Genomic DNA, 20,768 nt, shown 5'->3' on the forward strand with positions numbered 1-20,768 from the left:
CGATGATAAAAATTACATTCCCGGATGGAGCCGTGAGGGAATACGCCGAGGGCGTATCACCCATGGAGGTAGCTAAGTCTATTAGCGAAGGGCTGGCGCGCAACGTGCTGGCAGCAGAAGTAAACGGAAAACGCACCGAAGCATCAACACCAATAACAACAGATGCTTCAATAAAACTATTTACGTGGAAAGATACGGACGGTAAAGAAGCTTTCTGGCACTCATCGGCGCATTTGTTGGCTGAAGCAGTGCAAAGCATTTTCCCCAAAGCTAAATTTGGTATTGGTCCCGCTATAGAAAACGGTTTTTACTACGATATTGATTTTGGTGGTGAGCCTGTTAATGCTGAGGTACTAACAAAGTTAGAAGAAAAGATGAAGGAGTTGGCCAAGCAAGACAATGCTTACGTGATGAGCGATATTAGCAAGGCCGATGCTATCGACTATTTTACCAAGAAAGGAGATAACCTTAAACTTGATTTGTTACAGGATTTGCCCGACGGTGAAATAACTTTTTGCACCCAAGGCAGCTTTACCGATTTGTGCCGCGGTTTTCATATCCCATCAACAGGGTTTATAAAGGCAGTTAAACTGCTGAATATTGCAGGAGCTTACTGGCGCGGTGATGAACGCAACCAACAACTTACCCGTATATACGGTATTACATTCCCCAAGCAAAGCGAGTTGGATGAATACCTGCACTTGTTGGAAGAGGCAAAACGCCGCGACCACCGCAAGTTGGGTAAAGAACTTGAGTTGTTTACTTTTAGCGAGAATGTAGGCCCCGGTTTACCGTTGTGGTTACCTAAAGGAGCGTTGATACGTGAAAGGCTGACTAAGTTTATGCAGACTTCGCAAACCGATAGGGGATACCTACCCGTTATTACTCCACATATCGGTAAAAAAGAGTTGTATGTAACCAGCGGTCACTACGAAAAATATGGTAAAGATTCTTTCCAGCCCATCAAAACCCCCGATGTGGATGAGGAATTTTTGCTAAAACCAATGAACTGCCCGCACCATTGCGAGATTTATAAATTCAAACCCCACTCATACAAAGATTTGCCTTTGCGTTTTGCTGAGTTTGGTACGGTGTACCGTTACGAGCAAAGCGGTGAGTTGAACGGTTTGACCCGTGTGCGCGGATTTACCCAAGACGATGCCCACATTTTCTGCCGTCCCGACCAAGTAAAGGATGAATTTAAAAATGTGATTGACTTAGTAATGCACGTTTTTGCCAAACTTGGTTTTGAGAAGTTTACTGCCCAAATATCGTTGCGCGATAAAGAAGACCGCAGCAAATACATTGGTACTGAAGAAAACTGGGAAAAGGCTGAAAATGCAATTATTGAGGCTGCTGCCGAAAAAGGACTTGTTACGGTTACCGAATACGGTGAGGCTGCTTTTTACGGTCCTAAGCTTGACTTTATGGTGAAGGATGCCTTGGGTCGCCAATGGCAATTGGGAACCATACAGGTGGATTACAACCTGCCTGAGCGCTTTAAATTGGAGTACATAGGTGAGGATAACCAAAAACACCGCCCCGTAATGATTCACCGCGCACCGTTTGGTTCGTTGGAACGTTTCTTTGCTATTTTGACCGAACATTGCGCCGGTAACTTCCCGCTTTGGCTAAGTCCGGAGCAAGTTGCAGTGTTGCCGATAAGTGATAAGTTTCAAAATTATGCTGAAAGTGTTTTAAATTATCTTAAAAAGTACGATATTCGCGGCTTCGTTGACGGACGGGCTGAGAAAATCGGTAAGAAAATCCGCGACGCAGAAGTAGGGAAGATACCTGTGATGTTGGTAGTAGGGGAGAAAGAAGAAGGAGAAAGTAAAGTGTCTGTCCGTAGGCATGGCATGGGTGATGTTGGATCGTTCTCGTTGCAGGATTTTGTAGCCTACTTTAACCAATTGATTGACGAAAACTAAAATTAACGGAGGTATATATTAGCTTACCTAACAAGCCGGGTGGTAATGGCCCCCGAAACTTCAGGACTCCAAGGAGGCTTGAACCTGAACACAGGATTAACGAACGTATCACAGCTACCGAAGTAAGGTTGGTTGGTGAGAACATTGAGCAGGGTGTTTACCCTACCCGAAAAGCGTTAGAAATTGCACGCGAACTAGAGATAGACTTGGTTGAAATATCACCCAATGCTACTCCGCCGGTTTGCCGTATAGTGGATTATAAAAAATTCCTTTACGAGCAAAAGAAAAAACAAAAAGAAATGAAGGCCAACTCCGTGAAATCGGTAGTGAAGGAGATTAGGTTCGGCCCCAATACAGATGAGCATGATGTTGATTTTAAATTAAAACATGCCATCAAATTTTTGAGCGAAGGTGCTAAAGTACGTGCCTATGTATTTTACAGGGGACGTGCCATTGTTTACAAAGAACGTGGCGAAGTATTGTTGTTACAATTTGCCGAGAGTTTGGCCGAGTATGGTAAAGTAGAGATGATGCCAAAACTTGAAGGTAAAAAGATGATAATGATGATTGCCCCTAAGCCTAAAAAGTAGTTTTCAGTTGTTTGTTTTCGGTTAAAACCATAGGAAACAGAGAGCTGGTTGCAGAAATATTAAATATTAAACAACGATTTAAACAGATATAGCAATGCCAAAGATGAAAACAGTATCGGGTGCCAAGAAGCGTTTCAGGGTAACCGGTAGCGGAAAAATAAGGATGAACCACTCGTTCAAACGTCACATCCTTACTAAAAAAGGTACTAAGCAAAAACGTAACCTTACTTATGCAGCTTACGTTTGCAAAGCCGATATGAACAATGTTGAGCTAATGCTTACCATTGGTAAATAATTTTAAACCAATTTTTTAACACCGGGATTTAGCCTTAAGTCTCCGATTTCAATCGGGGCGCTAACTACCAAAAAATAAATACTATGCCACGTTCAGTCAACTCCGTTGCCTCGCGCAAAAGAAGAAAAAAAGTCCTTGAGTTAGCCAAAGGCTACTGGGGCGCTCGCAAAAATGTATGGACAGTTGCCAAAACCACTGTAGAGAAGGGTTTGCAATATGCCTACCGCGACCGTAAAACCAAAAAACGCAATTTCCGTGCTTTGTGGATTCAGCGTATTAACGCTGCTACCCGCCAAGAAGGTATGAGCTACTCGGTATTTATGGGTAAAGTACACGATAAAAACATCGGTCTTAACCGTAAAGCACTTGCCGATTTAGCAATGAACAACCCTGAAGCTTTTAAAGCGGTTGTTAATGCTGTAAAATAAGTAAGTTCATTACTTCTAGATATACAAAAGGGGCTTTATGCCCCTTTTTTTATTTCTATCAAGTGAATTACAGATTAAACGTGGTGATACGGTTCTCCCTTTAATATCGTAAAGGCGCGATACAGCTGTTCAGCAAAAATAAGGCGTACCATTTGATGCGAGAAGGTAAGAGGTGATAGTGAAACTTTGGCATCGGCACGGTTGTAAACTTCTTCGCTAAAACCATAAGCCCCTCCGATTACAAATACAATTTGCTGGGCACCCCTGTTCAATAATTTCTGAACAAAATCAGCCAGTTGCGGCGATGTATATTGTTTACCGTTTTCGTCCAACAGTACCAAAATATCCCCTTGTCCTAATGTTTCTAAAATCAGTTTACCTTCTTTCTCTTTCAGTTCCTCTTTGCTCAGGTTCTTCGCATTTTTTATATCGGGCAAGGTTTGGGTCTCAAAACGGCAATAGTGTTTTAGTCGGCCTGCATAAATGCTAATACCTTCTTCCAAATACTTATCGGCAGTTTTGCCTATCCACAATAGTTTTATTTTCAAAATGTATTTTATTTTTTGCCTATTCGTCTTTGCGAGAAAGCCGTCTTCGGCTGACGAAGCAATCTGTTTCCTATACTCCGAGATTGCTTCGGAAGACCTCGCAATGACGCTGTACTTTTACCCAATCTTACGCCACTTTAGGCGAAGCGAGTTGCCAATTACTACCACATCACTAAAAGCCATGCTTAATGCACCCAGCATGGGACTTAGGTAGCCCATAGCTGCCAATGGTATCGCCACTACGTTATAGGCCAATGCCCACAACAGGTTTTGCTTAATAGTACTGTAGGTTTTTGTACCAATGTGGTAGGCGGCCACCAGTTTATCCAGTTGGTTGCCAATAAGTACTATGTTGGCGCTTTGGCGGGCGGCATCCGTAGCATTTGATAGCGTAATGCCGATATCAGCCTGTGTAAGGGCGGGGGCATCATTAATCCCGTCGCCAACCATGGCCAGCTTGCCTTGTTGCGAAAGCTCTTTCAGTTTGCTTAGTTTATCCTCCGGCAGTTGACTGTGGTAAAACTCTTTTAGTCCCAAACGTTCGGCAACAAAGCTGCATTTCTTTTCATTATCTCCGCTCAACATTAGTGTGCGGATGCCTTTACTGTTTAAAAAGTCTATTACCGTTTTGGCTTCGGGGCGTACTTGGTCTTCAATATCAAAAGACGCTACCACCATTTTGTTGTAGCTAAGAAATATATCGGCATCATGTTTTATCTCGCCAGTATTGTCATCAACAAAATCACGGCTGCCCAAACGGTACACAATACCGGTGGCATCTTCGGCCATAATACCTTTGCCCTTAATTTCTTCCACCTTCATAAACTCCATTTTGCGCCAGTTCCAATCTTTGTAGTCTTCTACAATCGATTTGGCAATGGGGTGGTTGCTCACAGTTTCTAAACTGTATATCACTGATTTTGCAACAAAATCAGCGTAGTTGTAAGTGGTAAAGTTTTTTATACGGAAACGTCCGGTGGTAAGTGTTCCTGTTTTGTCAAACACTACGGTTTTTACTTTGCCCAGTTCTTCAATAGTGCCGGCACCTTTTATCAATATCTGGTTTTGCGCCGCACGACCCAAGCCTACCATTACTGCTGTAGGTGTTGCCAATCCCATAGCGCAGGGACAAGAAATTACCAGCACGGCAATAGAGCGCAGCAGAGAGCCTGTGGCATCTACGCCAAAAGCAAAATAGGAGAGCAGGAAGGTAAGCAGGGCTAATCCCAGTACTACGGGTACAAATACCAAACTTACTTTATCACTGAATTTCTGTATAGGTGGTTTATGTGTTTGAGCATCTTTTACGGCTTGGGTAATTTTTGCTAAAAGGGTATCGCTACCTACCGCTGTTGCCTTGTAGTGTATTTTACCGTGATTAACCACAGTGCCGCTGACTACAGGCTTGTCTTTGTCTTTAAATACGGGCATACTTTCTCCCGTAATGGCCGATTCGTCAATTTCGCCGTCGCCGTTTATTACAGTTCCATCCACTGCAATACTGTCACCCGTGGTGGCTTCAATCACATCACCTACTTTAATGTTTTTAAGTTCGGTAGTTTGTATTTCTGTGTGATTGGTAAGCAGGTTGTGAACCACCTTTTTCACCTTGGCAGGTTGTAATTTGTTCAACTCTTCAATGGCAGTTGTGGTGCGGGTAACTGCACGCTTTTCAATCAGGTTGCCAAGTAATACAAGAGTGATAATGGTTGCGGCGGTTTCAAAAAACAGGTAGTTTTTTTGTTCGGGCAGGCCTTCAAAAACTACCGAACCCCAAATACTGTAAACAAATGCCGAGAAAGAACCTAAAAATATCAGTACATCCATGTTGGGCGCACCAACTCTGGTAGAGTGATATGCACTTTTGCCAAAGTGGATGATGCCGATTGCCATTACAGGCAGGCACAAGATAAACTGCACCCTTGGGTCGTGCAAAAAATGCCACGACACAGCCATGTGCAATACTAAAGGAATAGAAAACAGTAAAGAAATTATGAATTTGGCCTCAAGCGAGAATAAGCTCAGGCGTTTTTTTTTTCAGAAGCGGTTGCTTTGTCTTTTACTACGGTATAGCCTAATCCTTCTATATTGTTTATCAGGGCATCTACAGACACATTGGTGTCTTTTAAAAACTTGGCTTCGTTGGTAGCATAGCTAACCACTACATCTTTAGCCCCGCCACGTTCCAATACCTTTTGCACGCTCATAGCGCAGCTGTTACAGGTCATGCCGTGTACTTCTAATTCAACCGTTTGCAATTTTTCGTTTTGCATGATACAAATTTACGTGATTTTGCTTGTGAAATAAGTGACTTTAATCATCCACGAGCGTATAATCTTAACAAGTAGCAGTTTTATTTGTTTAAACCTATCGGGTTAATTCTTTTATAAGGTTTTTGTACTCAGGGTACTTGTTTGCAAGGGATTCATAGTCAGCTAACTCAAAATCAGCAAAATCAAAACCTGGGGCAACAGTACAACCTACTAGGGCGTACCCTTCACCCTCAACCCGCGAGCCAAACCAACTTCCCGCTTTGATAGTTGTTTGAAACTGCTCACCCTTATCATAATCCCTTCCCAAACGGTGGGTAATGAGGGTTCCGTTTTCTTCGATTTCATAAACTGTAAGAGTAAAACCTTCGTAAAAGTGCCAGCCTTCGTCAGCAGCTATGCGGTGAAAAGCCGAAAACTGTCCGTTTTGCAGTAGAAAGTAAATTGAGGTACTTGCATTGCGCGTGCCTTTGAAGGCAGGCGGTAAGTTTTGCAGTAGTAGCGGAGAGCGGAACACTTCTTTAAATGCACCGCCCTCCACGTGGCTTTCAAGCCCTAATTTTTCAATCCAATATGCAGCAGATTTCATCAAGGTAAAAATAATGTTTTTGAGGCTTGGCAAGGGTAAAATAAAAAAGCCCTGCATTTGCAGGGCTTTAATTTTTTGGGGCGGATGATCGGGATCGAACCGACTACCTCTTGAACCACAATCAAGCGCTCTAACCGAATGAGCTACAACCGCCGTTTGTTTTTGGGAGTGCAAAGATAATATTCAAATTCAATTTTCAAATTAGAAATGAAATTTTATTTACTAAACAAAACTTCAGCGTGTTGCCAATTTACAATATTCCAAAAGCTTTTTAGGTAATCAGCACGTTTATTTTGGTAATGGAGGTAGTAGGCGTGTTCCCATACATCCAAGGCCAATACAGGTATTCCTTGGGTTTCAGCAACGTCCATCAATGGGTTGTCTTGGTTGGGTGTGGTGGTAATTTCCAATCCTTTGTTGGTTTTTATCAGCCAAACCCAACCAGAGCCAAAACGGCCAGCACCGGCTTTTTCAAATTCTATTTTAAAGTTATCTAAACTGCCCCATTGTTTTGTGATGGCTTCCAACAAATCTCCTTTGGGTTGTTGTCCTGTGGCGGGAGTTAAAATCTTCCAAAAGAAGGTGTGGTTCCAATGGCCGCCGCCATTATTTCTAACAACGGTGCGCACATCTTCGGGCAATGTTGAAACACTTTGCAGCAGTTCTTCTAGCGACTTACCCATCATGCTTTGGTGGGCAAATTTAACTTCGTTCAGTTTTTTTATGTAGGCTGTATGATGCTTGGTATAATGTATTTCCATAGTGAGCGCATCAATATGCGGCTCTAGGGCATTAAAAGCGTAAGGGAGTTTCTCTTGAACATACCCATCGGCTGTAGGGTAGGTTGCGGGCGCTACTTTAGTTATGGTTGCTTGTGTTGTTTTGCAAGCAAAACCGGGAGCTATGGCTATACCTGCGGCTAATACGGCTGTAGTTTTTATAAAATCTCGGCGGTGGGTCATATCCTCTGTGATGTGTATTGTAACAATAATAGTACTTCAAACATACTGCCATGTTCATAAAAAAAAGCCCTGCCGTATAACGGGCAGGGCTTAATTTATTTAGCGTCAGTCTAAAAACTATTCTGCTTTTAATGCTTTTTCAATTAGGAATATCACATACTCACGGTGAGCTTTGGTTTCGGCATCGCCTTTTAATTTGGCCACACGCATTTGTGAAAGGATGCTATTCATGGCTGCTAAGGCTGCTGATTTACTTACATGGTCGTATAGTGATGTTTTATCCAATATTACAATCAGTCGTTTTACGTAAGATATTTGAAGGTTTTGGCGGATGGTATTTACATTGCCGTTTAAATCTTCTTTAAAAATAGCATCGTTCAAATCGGTCAGCATTTCGTTTACGCTATACTTGTTACCATACAAGCGGCTATCAGTAAGACGTTCCATTACGGTACGGTGCATAATGTGTGAAAGCGCTGTGGTTTGTATTGCCAAGGCCCTGTCGTGTATTTTTGGGTCTTCTGTAGAACTAAAGAAGTTAAAGCCCCTGCGCTGCTCTTGCAAGTATTGGTATAGGTTATCAGATGCTTTTAAAGCATTTGGGGCAAACACGTTTTCAGCCAAGGTTTTCATGGCTCGTTTTTGGTCTTCGTATTTTACAGGGGTGTAAGGTTGCGTAGCACCTTGTTGTCCCACCATCGCACGGTCTACATAAACACCGCCGATGTAGCGCGAGATAATAGATGCTGCACCTGCATATTCTGATGATAATACCAAGTAAGCAGTACGTAGTTGTTCGTACGATTGACCGGCAACACTAAACCTGTTTTTGATTTCGCCCATTACTTTGTTGGCTATTTGCATACGTTCAGTCATGTAGCCAATGGCATCGTTGCTAAGGTCGTTTACATTCACACGTGGGTCAATTGCTTTTCCGGGGCTGCGCATATCGTCAGCATCGTTACCAAAAATCAATTTAGATTCAGTGCTGCGAGAAAGTATTTTTTCAAGGCGTGTTTTTTCAGCAGCCGCATCTTTTTCGGCAGTTGAATAACCAAATTCAATAGCCCAATCGTCGTAAGGACCGGGTTTGGTGGTAAAGTAGTTGGTTTGTTTTTTACCGTCCAACCTAAAGTTGGTAGCAGGGTAATCCATTACTGAGCCAATCAAACCAAAGGTTTCAACGGTGTTTTTATCAGCCAATTCTGCGGGGCTTAGCATTTGCGAAGCCTTCATGTTGTGATTAAGGCCCAATGTGTGTCCCATTTCGTGTAGGATAAGGTAGTGCAACGATTGTTTGATAAACTCATCTTTATCTGCTTGGGTGGCGTTGTTCACCATCATTCCGTAAAGTCCGAAAAGCGTAGTTTGGTGCAAGTAGTGGCCTGCTTCGCAGTAATGACCTACGTTTTTATCGTGGTTGTCGTTCATTTCGTTCAACATACCTTCAAGGCCAATGGTTCCAAATACATCGTTTTGCTTCAAACGGTTGGTGATATAAATGTACTCAAGCATAATATCAGCACCCAAAATCTGTCCGGTACGTGGGTTTACAAAACTGGGGCCATATCCGCCAAACGGAGGGTTGGGCGAAGATGTCCAACGCAATACGTTGTAACGAATATCACCGGCGTCCCAAGTAGCAGTATCAGGTTGAATTTCCACTTTAACAGCGTTTTTAAATCCGGCTTTTTCAAAAGCCTGATTCCATTTCATACCAGCTTGTTTTATTGTTTCGCGGTATTCAACAGGGGTTGTATTCTCAATCCACCAAGTAATAGGTGTTACAGGCTCGTCAATAGTTAGTTCAGGGTTTTTCTTTTCAAGGTGCCAGCGGTGTATCACATCACGGTAGGGAGTAACACTTTCAGTGGTCATATCGTTAACCTCGTGTGTAAAATATCCTACGCGGGGGTCGTCATAACGTGGACTAAAACTGTTTGTCGGTACCTCGATAAAACTGTGTTGCAACGTAACAGTAACACTACGTGCATCAGTAACCTCAGGACCGCCGCCAATTACAGGAGAAGGGTTGTCAAATACATAGTCTACAACAATGTCTGTATTCTCAGGGTAATTGCGTATGGTTGAGTACTTTGTTTTGGTTTTGCTTAAACCTCCCATGTTGAACATAAAAGCAGCTGTAGGGATTGGTAACGGAGTAGGTTTTACCTTGCTAAGCCCTTCTGTTAAAAATATCGCATCAGCTTCAAGCAAATACTCACCTTTTGAGGTGTCTTCAGCTACAATTTTTTCGCTCAATAAAATTGAGGGGGAAATGTTTGCTGTAGCCGATTTACTGATGGCATTCGTTGAGTCGAAATAGAATCCGGTATTTTCTTTAACAAATTCAATACGATCATAAACCTTGCGCAGACTAAAAACTTCATTATCGCGGTAGGCACCTCTAAAATGGCCGGTAAGCACCAAACCGTTTTCAGCATAGTTAAAGTAAATAAACTCTTTACCTAACTGAGCTTTTTTAATCACCATGTAAGCACTACCTGTAACGGTATCCTTATACAAGGTGAAAAGACCGTCGTTTTTAGTACAGTTCTTTGTCTTTTCTTTAATCGAAACTGTTTTTGATTTATTTCCACCATCCGGAGGTGGGGGCATCTTAGGGCTTTGGGTTGTTTTTTTTGAGGCACACTGTGCAAAAACAAACACAGTGGCCATTAACAATGTAGTACGCGTTTTCATTATCTACTTTTTGTAATACTAAAAAGCAAATAAACGAAATAATACACACAATGGGTCATAATCGATAAATGCTGTAGCAATTGTGATAAACTAAATATTAAATAATACCCATTACAATTATGAAAATATTTTTGCAAAAAAATGTAGCAGAATTACAATTACGCTGATAGATTTTAACACATTAATTAAGCTCAAATTTGAGACAGGGTTGCTATTAAATGTGTTTGTAATTGATTGTTTTTTAGTTGATTATACTGTAAAAAGAAAACGGCATTGACTAATAAATTTAGTCAATGCCGTTTTTATTTATTTAAATAGTGGATTACTAATTACGACTTCTTAGGGCGTCCGGGACCGCGCTTAGCTTCAGCAGTAACCGGTTGAGCTGTAGTCTTAGCCGGACGGCCTGCACCACGTTTACCTGCGGCAGGAGCTGCAGTTTTAGCAGGGCGGCCGGGAGAACGTTTAACCGTGGCAGTTACCTCGGGTTGTGATTTACGAGGACGACCGGGACCACGTTTTTCGCCTTGAGTTTCTGTTACAGGGCTTTTACGAGGACGACCGGGTGTACGCTTTAACTCGCTGGTAGATTCCAACGGGCTTTTACGAGGACGGCCGGGTGTACGTTTTAGGGTTGTTTCTTCAAGAGGTTTAATACGGGGGCGTCCGGGGGTACGTTTTGCAACAGCAGTAGCGGCTGCATTTTTACGGGGACGACCTGGACCGCGTTTTTCGCCTGAAGCTGCGCTTACAGGTGTTTTACGAGGACGGCCGGGGCCACGTTTTTCGCCGGTTTCATTGGCTTCAACGGGATTTTTACGAGGACGGCCGGGACCGCGACGTTCACCTGATGTAGCACTTACCGGATTTTTACGAGGACGACCTGGACCACGTTTCATTGCACCTTCTGAATCCGAATCAAATCCGCTAATTGCCGATGATTTACGGGGGCGGCCACGGCCGCGTTTTTCAGAAAGTACAGGAGCTGAGCCACCTAAGCGGCTAAGTACATTTTCAACCAATTTAGATAGATACTCAAGTTTATTGTATACTGAGTACATATTGGTGGTATCATCAAGATACATCATGCCCTCGCCAAAGTGTAACCAGATTTTATTTATTCCGAATTTCTCTTCTAAAATCTGAGTCACTTCTTGGCTGATGCTTTTTATTTGCCCTTCTTCCAGTTTATATACCGCAACCTGCGATATCCCCAACTCGCGGGCAAATTCATTTTGAGTAAGGCCGAGCTCTTTACGAACGGCCTTAAAACGCTCTGATGGTGTGTTCATAATTTATATTGCAAAGCTAATATTTATGTTAATTAATACAAATTTATTATCCGTTTTGTTTAAAGGTTATAGGATAATAATTTAAATTATCTGTAAGTGTCTGTAAATCAGTGGTAAAAATTGTGTTTGCAAATTTTGCAAAAAGGGTGTTTTTTTACATCAACTGTACAAAAAAATCACATACACATTTATAGGTTCTCATACTGTACTTACGCATAGTACGATGGTTTTAATTGTTTTTAATTTTCTTTTTTACAGTGCTTTAAGTGATAAATCAGTTGTTTATACAAATTATACTTATGACTGATAAATACTATTTTCTTCAAATACCAGCCAAATATTATGCCACAATATAAATTACCTTGGAATGATTTGGCTGAAACCACATTAGCAAACTATTTACCCAAATAATCAGGTTTAGTATAATTCTCTTGAATTTTTTGTAAGCTGTTATAATTCAGTATTAAACAGTCTTGTTAAGAAATTCTTATATATATCATACCAAACAGTTAACAGTTATTCTAAAGAATATTCACTATTAGATATAATCACCCTTTTGATGCAGAGATATTCAACTTTTCCCATTTTGGTAATACTTACATTTGTAATACGGTTTTGAACACAGACAGACATATACTTCATATTGATTTAGACTCGTTTTTCGTATCGGTTGAACGGCTCCTTAATCCGGCTTTAATTGGTAAGCCTGTGGTGGTGGGCGGTTATAGCGATAGGGGAGTAGTCTCTTCGTGCAGTTATGAGGCTCGTAAGTTTGGGGTGCGGTCGGCAATGCCGGTTCGTCAGGCTTTGAAACTTTGCCCGCAAGCAATTGTGGTAAAAGGCAGCATGGGCGAATACGGGCGTTTCTCAAAAATGGTAACCCAGATAATTGCTGAACGAGCACCTTTGATGCAAAAGGCCTCCATTGATGAGTTTTATGTGGATATTAGTGGATTAGACCGGTTTTTCGGCTGCTTCAAATGGTCGCAAGAGTTACGGCAAGCAGTAATAAAAAACACAGGACTGCCTATTTCCTTTGGCTTATCAGTGAATAAGTGCATAGCCAAAATGGCTACCAACCAAGCCAAACCTAACGGTGAATTGTATGTACCTGCTGATGCTGTGCAAGCATTTCTGAAACCTCTCAATGTGGGAAAAATTCCCATGTTGGGAAAAAAGATGGAAGAGTCTTTGAATAAGATGGGGATTGTTACCATCGGGCAACTCGCTGCTTTAAATAAAGACTTTTTAGAGGAGCGTTTTGGTGAATACGGAAAGTATATATGGAAGCGCGCCAATGGTATTGATAACAGCCCTGTAGAGCCTTACCACGAACGTAAATCTATCAGTACAGAGAATACGTTTCATACTGATACCAATGATACAACGTTTTTAGATACGATACTTTCGGCAATGGTAGCGGAGTTAACCTATCGTTTGCGAAAGGAAAACATGATTACAAGCAGTGTTGCAGTGAAAATACGGTATGAGAATTTTGAAACACACATGCAACAAAGTGTGATTGATTTTACCAATGCCGATAATAAACTGTTGCAAAAGGTGCGCGAGATTTTTGCCAAAGCTTACCATAAAGGCAGGTTGGTAAGGTTGATAGGCGTGAAGTTTAGCAATTTAACACACGGGCAAGGGCAAGTTAACTTGTTTGATAATGCAGATTTACCCGAGTTGTATAAGGCGATGGATAAAATAAAATCGAGGTTTGGCGAGGGGCTGATAAAAACCGCCACTGAGTTTGGAACAAAAAAGCGTCGTCCGCCCTCTAATTGATGCTATGCGCTTGTTTCAGGTTTTAACTTTCTTCTTAAGTAGGCCGATAAAATCAAAACGATACCGATAACAAAACAAACTGCGGCTGCGCTTCTTGCAGGGTCGGCAAAATCAAAAAACTCACCCGTCATCCAGGTAGCGTTGGCGGTAATCCAAAAGCACACAGCAAGGTTGTGCATAAACTCAAACTTGGTTTCAAAACTGCGATAGGCAATGTAAATGGCAAGAGCTATGGTGGGTGCAATCATGGTAATGCCCAGTGTTTTAAACTCCATGGCCCAGCAAAGGTCTTTTATCAGCCTTAGTACAATGTGGTAGTTCTCAAATTTGCGTTGCTTTTCGTCCATACTGCAAATATGCAAACATCTTAGTATGTGCACTTAAACCCAAGAAAGATTTTATCTTTGTTTTAGATTTTCGCCTCTGAGAACTAAAACTCTTACGTCTGATATTGTTGATTGACAGAAAACCTTTTGTTTTCTGAAGCATCCACTTTTTTCTATTTCAATCATCAATCATTTTTTTATGCAACAACAAATTAGTTTAGTGCCGCTGCAGGCGGCTCAAATAGAAGTGTATGCCCAGCATCCGCAGCAATTATTTATACAATTGGGATTGGTTCCAAACGAGGCAGTAATCAATAGCTCATACATTGATTTTGGACAGGCTTTAAAAGAAGCCTTAGTAAACACCATACTTCCTATTGTAAAAGCTAACCCAATGCACTGGGAGCTTTATACACAACACCTTGTGGTAGATACATTTTTGCACGTATGTGTTGGGGGAATAGGGTGTTTTATAAATCCTGACGAACCTAATAAAGCACACATAGGGTATTACATTTATGCAGGGTTTGAAGGGAAAGGCTATGCAAAAGCCGCTTTAGCTGAAATGGTAGAAAAGCTGTGGAGTAACACTGATATTATTGAAATAACTGCCACTGTTCCGTATGACCATACAGCCAGCCGCAGAGTACTTGAGCATAACGGCTTTGAAACTGTTGAATTGGAGGGTGGTATTGTGTGTTACCGTTTGCTAAAGAAGTAAGTTCATCAACTAAAACAGGGACTAATGTCCCTGTTTTAGTTTTATATAAATGCCTTTATCTCGTAGGCAAGCCTGTTAACATCCACTTTGTTGTAGGGGTGCAGGGTGTTGGGTAATACGGCAAGTCGTCCGTTTTTAAGTTGTCTGTAAGCAATAATGGTTTCCTCCAAGCTCACCATATTGTCTTTATCGCCCAATCCCAATTGAATTTGGTTTTCTATCTGCGCAAAATCATCTTGGGTTAAGGCCGGTGCGTTACCCAAATCAATCATCATGTGGGCTGTTTTTTTACAAAGCAATTCCCAATTATCACCGTGCATGGCAGCAAGGCTTTGTGCAAATGCAGGTACTTTTTCTTTTATCTTTTCGGTGTTTAGAAGTTTTGATTCGTTGGCAGCAATCTCAGGTGTCCAATTCAGCTTTGTACCTAAAGTCAAAATTTTCCCTGTTTGCCCCATGCCGTATCTTGCCATGTACATGGCTACATATCCGCCCATTGAATGGCCGAAAATGTGGGTTTCACCACCAATTGAAGTGTTTATAAATGCTGCGGTTTCTTTTGCAAAGTGTTCGATGCTTAGGTTCTCAGGCATTGTTTTTTTGCCATGTCCGCCAAAATCAAACGTGTAAACATTGTAAGAATCTTTAAGAAGCGGAAGCAGGTTCTCAAACTGTCCTGAAAATCCAAGTGCGCCGTGCAGCAATAACAGGTTTTGCATGGTGGTGTTTTTTTTGATGAGGTGCAAAATAAGTACTTTAAGTAATTACCTCCGAATGAAAGTTATGGGCTGGTGTTGGCAGGATAAAAAACCAAAAGCCGCCTCCCGGCAGCTTTTGGGGTTCGCAACTGACCTGGGGGACAGTTGCAGCTAACTAACTATATATGGAATTTACAAGTCAGCCAAAGGTAAGAAATACTTAGCGCAAAACCGTAATCGTACCGCTTAGGTTATGATGTTTTGTATCAATACCTAAAGCGTTGATTACATACACGTATGCGCCTTCCTGCACAGGTTCTCCTTTATAAGAACCATCCCAGCTTTCATCAAGGCTATAGCCTGTAAATATTTTTTCGCCGTAGCGATTGTAAATGTTTATCTCAAATGATTTTATGTAAGCCCCTACTACTGTAAAAATGTTGTTGTGTTCATCGTTGTTAGGGGTAAAGGCTGATGGTACAAACAAGCTTGAGCGACCATTTGCATCCGCAATGTTTGAGTAACTAACTATACCCTCATTGCTTACTGCCTTTACGCGGTACGCAATGCGTGCAAGGTTGTTAAACAGGTTGCTGTTATCAGTAAACAGAGTGTCAGTTGCGTTGTTGGTGGCCACTGTTACAAAATCGTTGCTGCTGTTTATTTGTTCTATTTCATAGTGGCTTATGCCTTCGTTCCATTGTTGGTACCCGATCCATTTTACATTCACATTGTCCTCGTTGTCGGCTTTTGCCTGTAGCAAAATGGTTTTACCAATATTTCCGTGAGCACTAACTGCACCGCAAATATCGGTTGTACGGGTGCGGTAGTAGTAGCTTTGGTTGTGAACGTTTACGGTTTCATCGGTAAAGCTCCAAACACCCACAGGAGCTTTAAAAATTTGGGTGTAAGTTTTTCCGTCTGTTGATTTTTCAAGCGTATAGTATTCAACGGGTGTTTTTTGTTGATAGTTCGGAGCAAATTCAATCAATATGTTTTTATCATCCTCTACGGTAGCACGAACCACATTGGCGGGGAACACATCTTCAACATATATCGGGGTTGCGGTTGTTATGTTTGAGCTCGACAACAGTTCACCTGTAAATTGTTGTGCGTAAACTATATAGGAGTATGTATTGCCGCAATAGGTTTGGGTGTCTGTATAGCGGGTCATATAAGCCGGTACCGTTTCAATCTTTTTGTATTCAGCTTCTTTGGCTTCTTTGCGGAAAATCTGATAATCGCGCACCGCTCCCCAACCTTGGTAGGCACTCCAATTAACGGTTACCTCGTTGGTGTCTGCTATCGTTTGAAGCAATACTGTGGTGTGGCCGCAGCTTTGTGATAGTTTACCGCAGGCAGTAAGTGTTTTTATTTTATAAGTGTATGATTGTGAAAGTGTGTTCACGTTGTCATCGGTGAAAACAGTATCAGTAACAACGGTGATGGTTTTGTACAGTTGCTCAGGTTCGCCAACTGTGCTGCGGAAAATTTGGTAGGCGGCAAAGTTTACGTTGTTATGAGGAGTAAACTCAAGTTTAACCGAGTTGTTTTGTTGAACCGTTACCCTATACACATTGGGAGATTGTGGGGTTAGGGTATCAAACACAGTGATGTTTTTGCTGTTTTTTAGTGTGTCAATACAGCCGTTGTTGTCTTCAACTACTAATGAAACTTTGTACTGGCCGGGTGTTGTGTAAATGTGAGCAAGGCTTTGGGCGGTATCTGTTTTGCCATCACCCCAAATCCATTGGCGGGTTTTGGTGCCTGCTTGGGTATTGGTTTTGTCGGTAGCTGTTATGGCACTGTTGCCGCATAGTTGGGTGTTGCTTATTTCAAAATCAGTATGCAGGTGCTTAATTTTAACGGTTTTGGTTTTTACAGCCTTGCATCCGTTGGCAGCAGAGGCTTTTAGCAGTACAGTATGTTCGCCTGTGTTTTTGAAAGTATGTTTTGCATGAAAGCATTCATGCGCTTCTTTTTCAGTAAACACCCACTCAAAATTGGCAGGTAGCTTTGTAGTATCAGTGGTGTTTGTAAAGGTGAAATTTTCGTGGGCGCATTTTCCGCTGAAAGTAAAATCAGGAGTTGGAGCTGCAAGACCTACAATAGGGTCTTTAACAGGGTACACAACCAAGCATCCGAAAGTATCTTCTAAAACCAAAGAAGGTTTGTAAGTACCCGCAAGGGTAAATGAACCCGAAGCAGAGGCACCAATGCTTAGTTGTCCGTTGCCCAAATCCCAGTTAACGGTTTTTGCGTTTTGGCTGTTGGCTGTAAAGTTGGCCGTAAAGGGTACACAGCCGTTATAACGGTCGATAGTATATGTGCCTGTGGGGCCGCCAATTTTTATTTTAGCTGTTTCTGTAACTGAGTCTGAGCAGCCTTGCTCATCGGTTACTTTATAGGTAATGCTGTATTGGCCGGGGTAAAAATAGGTTTTTGAGGGGGTTGGTAATATTGAGGTAGCACCATCGCCAAACCACCATTTTGCTGTTGTGATGGTTGTGTTCTCAGCAACGCTGGCATCAGCAAAACCGGTTACCAAAGGTGGGCAAGTGGTAGCTGTTTTATCAGCTACAAAACCTGCTTTTATTTTCTTAATACCTACAGGGATAAATACTGTTGCAGAATCTGTACAACCCAGCCCTTGCTCGGTAACGGTTAAGGTGATTTTTGCTACTGAGTTTTGATGGTATTGTTGAGAAAAGCGGTTCACTGAGTAAACAGTCCTGTCGTTATACACCCAGTTGTAGCTTAGTTTTCCGGTGTGCATTGATGCTGCTGAATCGTGCATAAACTCAACCATTGTATTATCACAATTAAGGGTTTTGTTTGAAAGTACCTGTGCCACCGGGTGTGACATTTTTATGTTTACAGCTTTAGTCACGGTACAGCCCAAATTGTCTTTTACGGTAAGATACACAGCGATGCCTTCTGTGTTCATTTTAGGCATGGCGGTTGTGAAGGTAAAGGGGATGGTATCAGCTAATGATGATACTTGGCTATAGTTATCACTCCAAGTAGCTTTTGCTACGCCGTATTCTGACGATCCTACCTTTATTAATTGTGCATCCAACGGAAAGCAGCCTTTGTTTGGAGTTACGATTGGGGTATAATCAGGGCCTAATACTTTTATTGCTTGGGCTTGAGCTACAGTGTATTGGCATCCGTAGGCACCATGCACAGTTAACGTAATGTGTTGTAAACCGGGCAAAGCAAACTCAGGAGTAATGAATTTACCTTTTACTGTCGGTTGGTTACCTATTTTCCAAAAGCTGCTGTCGGCGCCGTTGGTTGTATCTGTTAGTAACACTGGGGTATTTGCACACAATGAATCGGCTGATTTGGTGAAGCCGGGGGTTAAAGGCTTGTTTATAGTAAAGATGTGGGCTTTGGTATCGGTGCAGCCTGTTGAGGTGTCTTTTACCAATAAATCAAGGTAGTGTTTGCCGGGTTGCAAATATTGTTTAAAGCTCTTTGTGGTGTTCACCATAATACCGTCAACGTACCAGTTAAAAATATGGCCGCCGTACGAAGCATTTTTGAAAGTTGTGGTATCAAGCACGCAAGGATTTTCAGTAATGCTAAAGGCAGCAATAGGGGCTTTAACAGTAATGTAGCTTGGTTTGGTGATGGTATCGGCGCAGCCGTTTGACATCGAAATAAGGCTAACGGTATGTTGACCGGGGTTTGCTTTATAATCGGCAAACGGGTGGGTTTCTTTTGAGGTGAAACTACCAAAATTCCATAAAAAGTTATCAATGTGTTGGCTTGTAATATCGGTTAGGTTGGTAAACTTCACGGCACCCATGTCTTTTCTGCATCCGGTAACTCGGTTTGCCTTAAAATCAGGTTTTGTTTTTTTACCAACTTTGATAGCATCAAACGTAAAGGTGTCTGAACAACCATTGTTTTCTGTTACAATCAAACGGGGGTAGTAGGTGCCTTCGGTAGCATAGGTTGTGCTAATGTCTTTTGCATTGCTGGTTACACCATTGCCTAAATCCCATGCATAGCTTTTTATTCCGTAGTATGCACTACTATTATTGGTAAATGAAACAGCCAGTGGACCGCAACCGCTTTTTGCAGATGGACTAAACGAAGCGGTAACAGGTTTAATGCGAGCCAGACGTATTTTCTCGCTACTTGCTTTGCAGCCGTTAGCGTCGGTAATTACAAGCTTTACGTTGAACACACCAGAACTGTCGTACCGCTTAACAGGATTTTTTTGAGTAGAGGTGGTTCCGTCTCCAAAATCCCAAAACCAGCTTTGTGCAGTTGTGTTGGCCGAACTGAATGAGATGGTGTGAGGGGTATTGCAACTTACGGGGTTTGTATGTGCAAATAATACTGATGGGTTGGTTAGCACTTCAATACTGTCTGTTTTAACCAAAGTGTCGTTACAACCTTCTGGAGAAGAAATAACCAGTTTTATGCTGAATTTTCCTGCGGTTGTATAAGTGTATGCGGTATCAGTGCCTATTGCAGAATCGCCATTTCCCAAAAACCATTTTATCGTAGCGTTTGAGGGGATGCCGGTGCCTGTGTTTTTAAAGTTTACGGTATGAGGCAGGCACCCTTTTTTATTTTCTAAGCTAAATTTGGCTTTAGTAGCACCAATGCTTATGTGAGTAGGAGAGAGCAACGTTGTTACACATTGGTTATCATCAGTAACGGTAAGGCTTACATTGTAGTTGCCTGTTTTGTTGTATGTAACCGAAGGGCTTTGAGCAACTGAACTGTCGCCATTGCCAAACTTCCATAAGTAGTTATAGGTTACGCCGTTTACAATCGGTGTAGTGTTATCAAACTTAACGTTTACGGGAGCTGTGCAGCCTCCTTTTGTATTGCTTGTAAAAGCAACTTTAGCGGGTAATGTAGTTTTTATATAGGCAGCTTTGTTTAGAAAGCTTTTGCAGCCATTGCTGTCAGTTACAATAAGGCTTACAGAAAATGAACCCTCGGTTGTAAATGTATGTTTTGGGTTTTTATCGGTAGATTGTGAGCCGTCGCCAAAGTTCCATAAGTAATCAGTAATCGAAACTGAAGATTGGGTTGCAGTATCTGTAAAACTAAATTCCTTTCCTGCACAGCCTTTTGTAACGTTGGCTTGAAAAGCAACTTCAGGGTTGGCAAATGTTCTTACTGCCAGGCTTTTTTCGAAAGTGTCTTTCGCCCCGTTTTTGTCAGTGATAATAAGTTTTACTGTATAGTTGCCGGCTTGGGTATAGATAGCTCCCGGATTTTTAAGTGCTGATGTGTTTCCGTTTCCAAAATCCCAGAAGTGCGATAGTCCCATACCAGTAGAGTTGTCGGTAAACTGAACAATAAGGGGTAAGCATCCCTTGGTTTTGTCTTGACTGAAGTTTGCATTGAGAGTTACACCTGATTGGGCACCCAGCCTAGATGATAGAAGGCAGGTTAGCATAATAGTTAGTAAGCAGCACACAAAGGTGCGTTTTGTGTAAATTCCATTCATGTGTAAAAAGTTTTAAATTTTTAAAACTAAAATCCATGTCCGATTTGGAATTTTGGTGTTAATACCCTCCCAGATGGATATTAACTTTCGCAAACCGTGTCACAAATTTCTAAAACTTTTTACTAAAATATTATACTTTTTATTT

The 20,768-nt window shown here is 41.8% G+C and carries 16 protein-coding genes and 1 tRNA gene; 6 read left to right on the forward strand and 11 right to left on the reverse strand.

From position 1 onward, the window contains the following. The first annotated feature begins 2 nt into the window (after window positions 1–2). The 4 genes from thrS to rplT all read left to right on the forward strand — a co-directional run bounded on the left by thrS (window position 3) and on the right by rplT (window position 3,244). A complete protein-coding gene (gene thrS / locus F9K23_12730) occupies window positions 3–1,931 on the forward strand; it encodes a threonine--tRNA ligase (protein ID KAB2914982.1) in 1,929 nt (642 codons plus the stop codon). Window positions 1,932–1,948: 17 nt separating this feature from the next. Continuing rightward, on the forward strand, window positions 1,949–2,521 hold the full coding sequence (locus F9K23_12735) for a translation initiation factor IF-3 (GenBank protein KAB2914983.1): 573 nt from the start codon (window positions 1,949–1,951) through the stop codon (window positions 2,519–2,521). 94 nt (window positions 2,522–2,615) lie between these two features. Continuing rightward, on the forward strand, window positions 2,616–2,816 hold the full coding sequence (gene rpmI / locus F9K23_12740) for a 50S ribosomal protein L35 (GenBank protein ID KAB2914984.1): 201 nt from the start codon (window positions 2,616–2,618) through the stop codon (window positions 2,814–2,816). Between the two features lie 83 nt (window positions 2,817–2,899). Beyond that, window positions 2,900–3,244: a 50S ribosomal protein L20 gene (gene rplT, locus F9K23_12745; protein ID KAB2914985.1), complete on the forward strand. Its 345-nt coding sequence runs from the start codon at window positions 2,900–2,902 to the stop codon at window positions 3,242–3,244. 74 nt (window positions 3,245–3,318) lie between these two features. Here the strand turns inward: rplT and rlmH are convergent, their stop codons facing one another. From rlmH to F9K23_12785, 8 genes are all read right to left on the reverse strand, one after another. Further along, window positions 3,319–3,792 (reverse strand): 23S rRNA (pseudouridine(1915)-N(3))-methyltransferase RlmH, encoded by a 474-nt coding sequence (gene rlmH, locus F9K23_12750; GenBank protein ID KAB2914986.1) that lies wholly within the window; start codon window positions 3,790–3,792, stop codon window positions 3,319–3,321. 117 nt (window positions 3,793–3,909) lie between these two features. Continuing rightward, complete coding sequence (cadA, locus tag F9K23_12755) at window positions 3,910–5,748, reverse strand: cadmium-translocating P-type ATPase (protein KAB2914987.1); 1,839 nt, start codon at window positions 5,746–5,748, stop codon at window positions 3,910–3,912. 65 nt (window positions 5,749–5,813) lie between these two features. Next, window positions 5,814–6,065, reverse strand: coding sequence for a hypothetical protein (locus F9K23_12760; protein KAB2914988.1), 252 nt, complete (start codon window positions 6,063–6,065; stop codon window positions 5,814–5,816). A 94-nt stretch (window positions 6,066–6,159) separates the two neighbouring features. Then, window positions 6,160–6,651, reverse strand: a complete 492-nt coding sequence (locus F9K23_12765; protein ID KAB2914989.1) for a cupin domain-containing protein — start codon at window positions 6,649–6,651, stop codon at window positions 6,160–6,162. 76 nt (window positions 6,652–6,727) lie between these two features. Beyond that, window positions 6,728–6,804: transfer RNA gene (locus tag F9K23_12770), tRNA-His, on the reverse strand. Window positions 6,805–6,866: 62 nt separating this feature from the next. Continuing rightward, a complete protein-coding gene (locus F9K23_12775; protein KAB2914990.1) occupies window positions 6,867–7,613 on the reverse strand; it encodes a twin-arginine translocation signal domain-containing protein in 747 nt (248 codons plus the stop codon). 117 nt (window positions 7,614–7,730) lie between these two features. Continuing rightward, window positions 7,731–10,316, reverse strand: coding sequence for a DUF5117 domain-containing protein (locus tag F9K23_12780; protein KAB2914991.1), 2,586 nt, complete (start codon window positions 10,314–10,316; stop codon window positions 7,731–7,733). 329 nt (window positions 10,317–10,645) lie between these two features. Next, complete coding sequence (locus tag F9K23_12785; GenBank protein KAB2914992.1) at window positions 10,646–11,608, reverse strand: helix-turn-helix domain-containing protein; 963 nt, start codon at window positions 11,606–11,608, stop codon at window positions 10,646–10,648. A gap of 615 nt (window positions 11,609–12,223) precedes the next feature. Between F9K23_12785 and dinB the strand changes: the two genes are divergently transcribed. After that, on the forward strand, window positions 12,224–13,396 hold the full coding sequence (gene dinB / locus F9K23_12790) for a DNA polymerase IV (GenBank protein ID KAB2914993.1): 1,173 nt from the start codon (window positions 12,224–12,226) through the stop codon (window positions 13,394–13,396). A gap of 2 nt (window positions 13,397–13,398) precedes the next feature. Here dinB and F9K23_12795 read toward each other — a convergent pair whose 3' ends face one another. Further along, entirely contained in the window at window positions 13,399–13,743 is a 345-nt protein-coding gene (locus F9K23_12795) for a hypothetical protein (GenBank protein ID KAB2914994.1), read from the reverse strand. 178 nt (window positions 13,744–13,921) lie between these two features. Between F9K23_12795 and F9K23_12800 the strand changes: the two genes are divergently transcribed. Next, window positions 13,922–14,443: a GNAT family N-acetyltransferase gene (locus F9K23_12800; GenBank protein KAB2914995.1), complete on the forward strand. Its 522-nt coding sequence runs from the start codon at window positions 13,922–13,924 to the stop codon at window positions 14,441–14,443. A gap of 41 nt (window positions 14,444–14,484) precedes the next feature. Here the strand turns inward: F9K23_12800 and F9K23_12805 are convergent, their stop codons facing one another. Beyond that, window positions 14,485–15,162: an alpha/beta hydrolase gene (locus F9K23_12805; GenBank protein ID KAB2914996.1), complete on the reverse strand. Its 678-nt coding sequence runs from the start codon at window positions 15,160–15,162 to the stop codon at window positions 14,485–14,487. A gap of 199 nt (window positions 15,163–15,361) precedes the next feature. Beyond that, a complete protein-coding gene (locus F9K23_12810) occupies window positions 15,362–20,623 on the reverse strand; it encodes a PKD domain-containing protein (protein ID KAB2914997.1) in 5,262 nt (1,753 codons plus the stop codon). Window positions 20,624–20,768: the final 145 nt, after the last annotated feature.

The sequence above is a fragment of the Bacteroidota bacterium genome (genome assembly GCA_008933805.1).
Classification (GTDB): Bacteria; Bacteroidota; Bacteroidia; order UBA8524; family UBA8524; genus SB11.

Excerpts from the sequence above, each read along its gene's own strand:
- thrS (KAB2914982.1), top strand. The coding sequence starts at position 3 with ATGATAAAAATTACATTCCCGGATGGAGCCGTGAGGGAATACGCCGAG.
- rpmI (KAB2914984.1), top strand. The coding sequence starts at position 2,616 with ATGCCAAAGATGAAAACAGTATCGGGTGCCAAGAAGCGTTTCAGGGTA.
- rplT (KAB2914985.1), top strand. The coding sequence starts at position 2,900 with ATGCCACGTTCAGTCAACTCCGTTGCCTCGCGCAAAAGAAGAAAAAAA.
- cadA (KAB2914987.1), bottom strand. The coding sequence starts at position 5,748 with ATGGCTGTGTCGTGGCATTTTTTGCACGACCCAAGGGTGCAGTTTATC.
- F9K23_12760 (KAB2914988.1), bottom strand. The coding sequence starts at position 6,065 with ATGCAAAACGAAAAATTGCAAACGGTTGAATTAGAAGTACACGGCATG.
- F9K23_12765 (KAB2914989.1), bottom strand. The coding sequence starts at position 6,651 with ATGAAATCTGCTGCATATTGGATTGAAAAATTAGGGCTTGAAAGCCAC.
- F9K23_12775 (KAB2914990.1), bottom strand. The coding sequence starts at position 7,613 with ATGACCCACCGCCGAGATTTTATAAAAACTACAGCCGTATTAGCCGCA.
- F9K23_12780 (KAB2914991.1), bottom strand. The coding sequence starts at position 10,316 with ATGAAAACGCGTACTACATTGTTAATGGCCACTGTGTTTGTTTTTGCA.
- F9K23_12785 (KAB2914992.1), bottom strand. The coding sequence starts at position 11,608 with ATGAACACACCATCAGAGCGTTTTAAGGCCGTTCGTAAAGAGCTCGGC.
- F9K23_12795 (KAB2914994.1), bottom strand. The coding sequence starts at position 13,743 with ATGGACGAAAAGCAACGCAAATTTGAGAACTACCACATTGTACTAAGG.
- F9K23_12800 (KAB2914995.1), top strand. The coding sequence starts at position 13,922 with ATGCAACAACAAATTAGTTTAGTGCCGCTGCAGGCGGCTCAAATAGAA.
- F9K23_12805 (KAB2914996.1), bottom strand. The coding sequence starts at position 15,162 with ATGCAAAACCTGTTATTGCTGCACGGCGCACTTGGATTTTCAGGACAG.
- F9K23_12810 (KAB2914997.1), bottom strand. The coding sequence starts at position 20,623 with ATGAATGGAATTTACACAAAACGCACCTTTGTGTGCTGCTTACTAACT.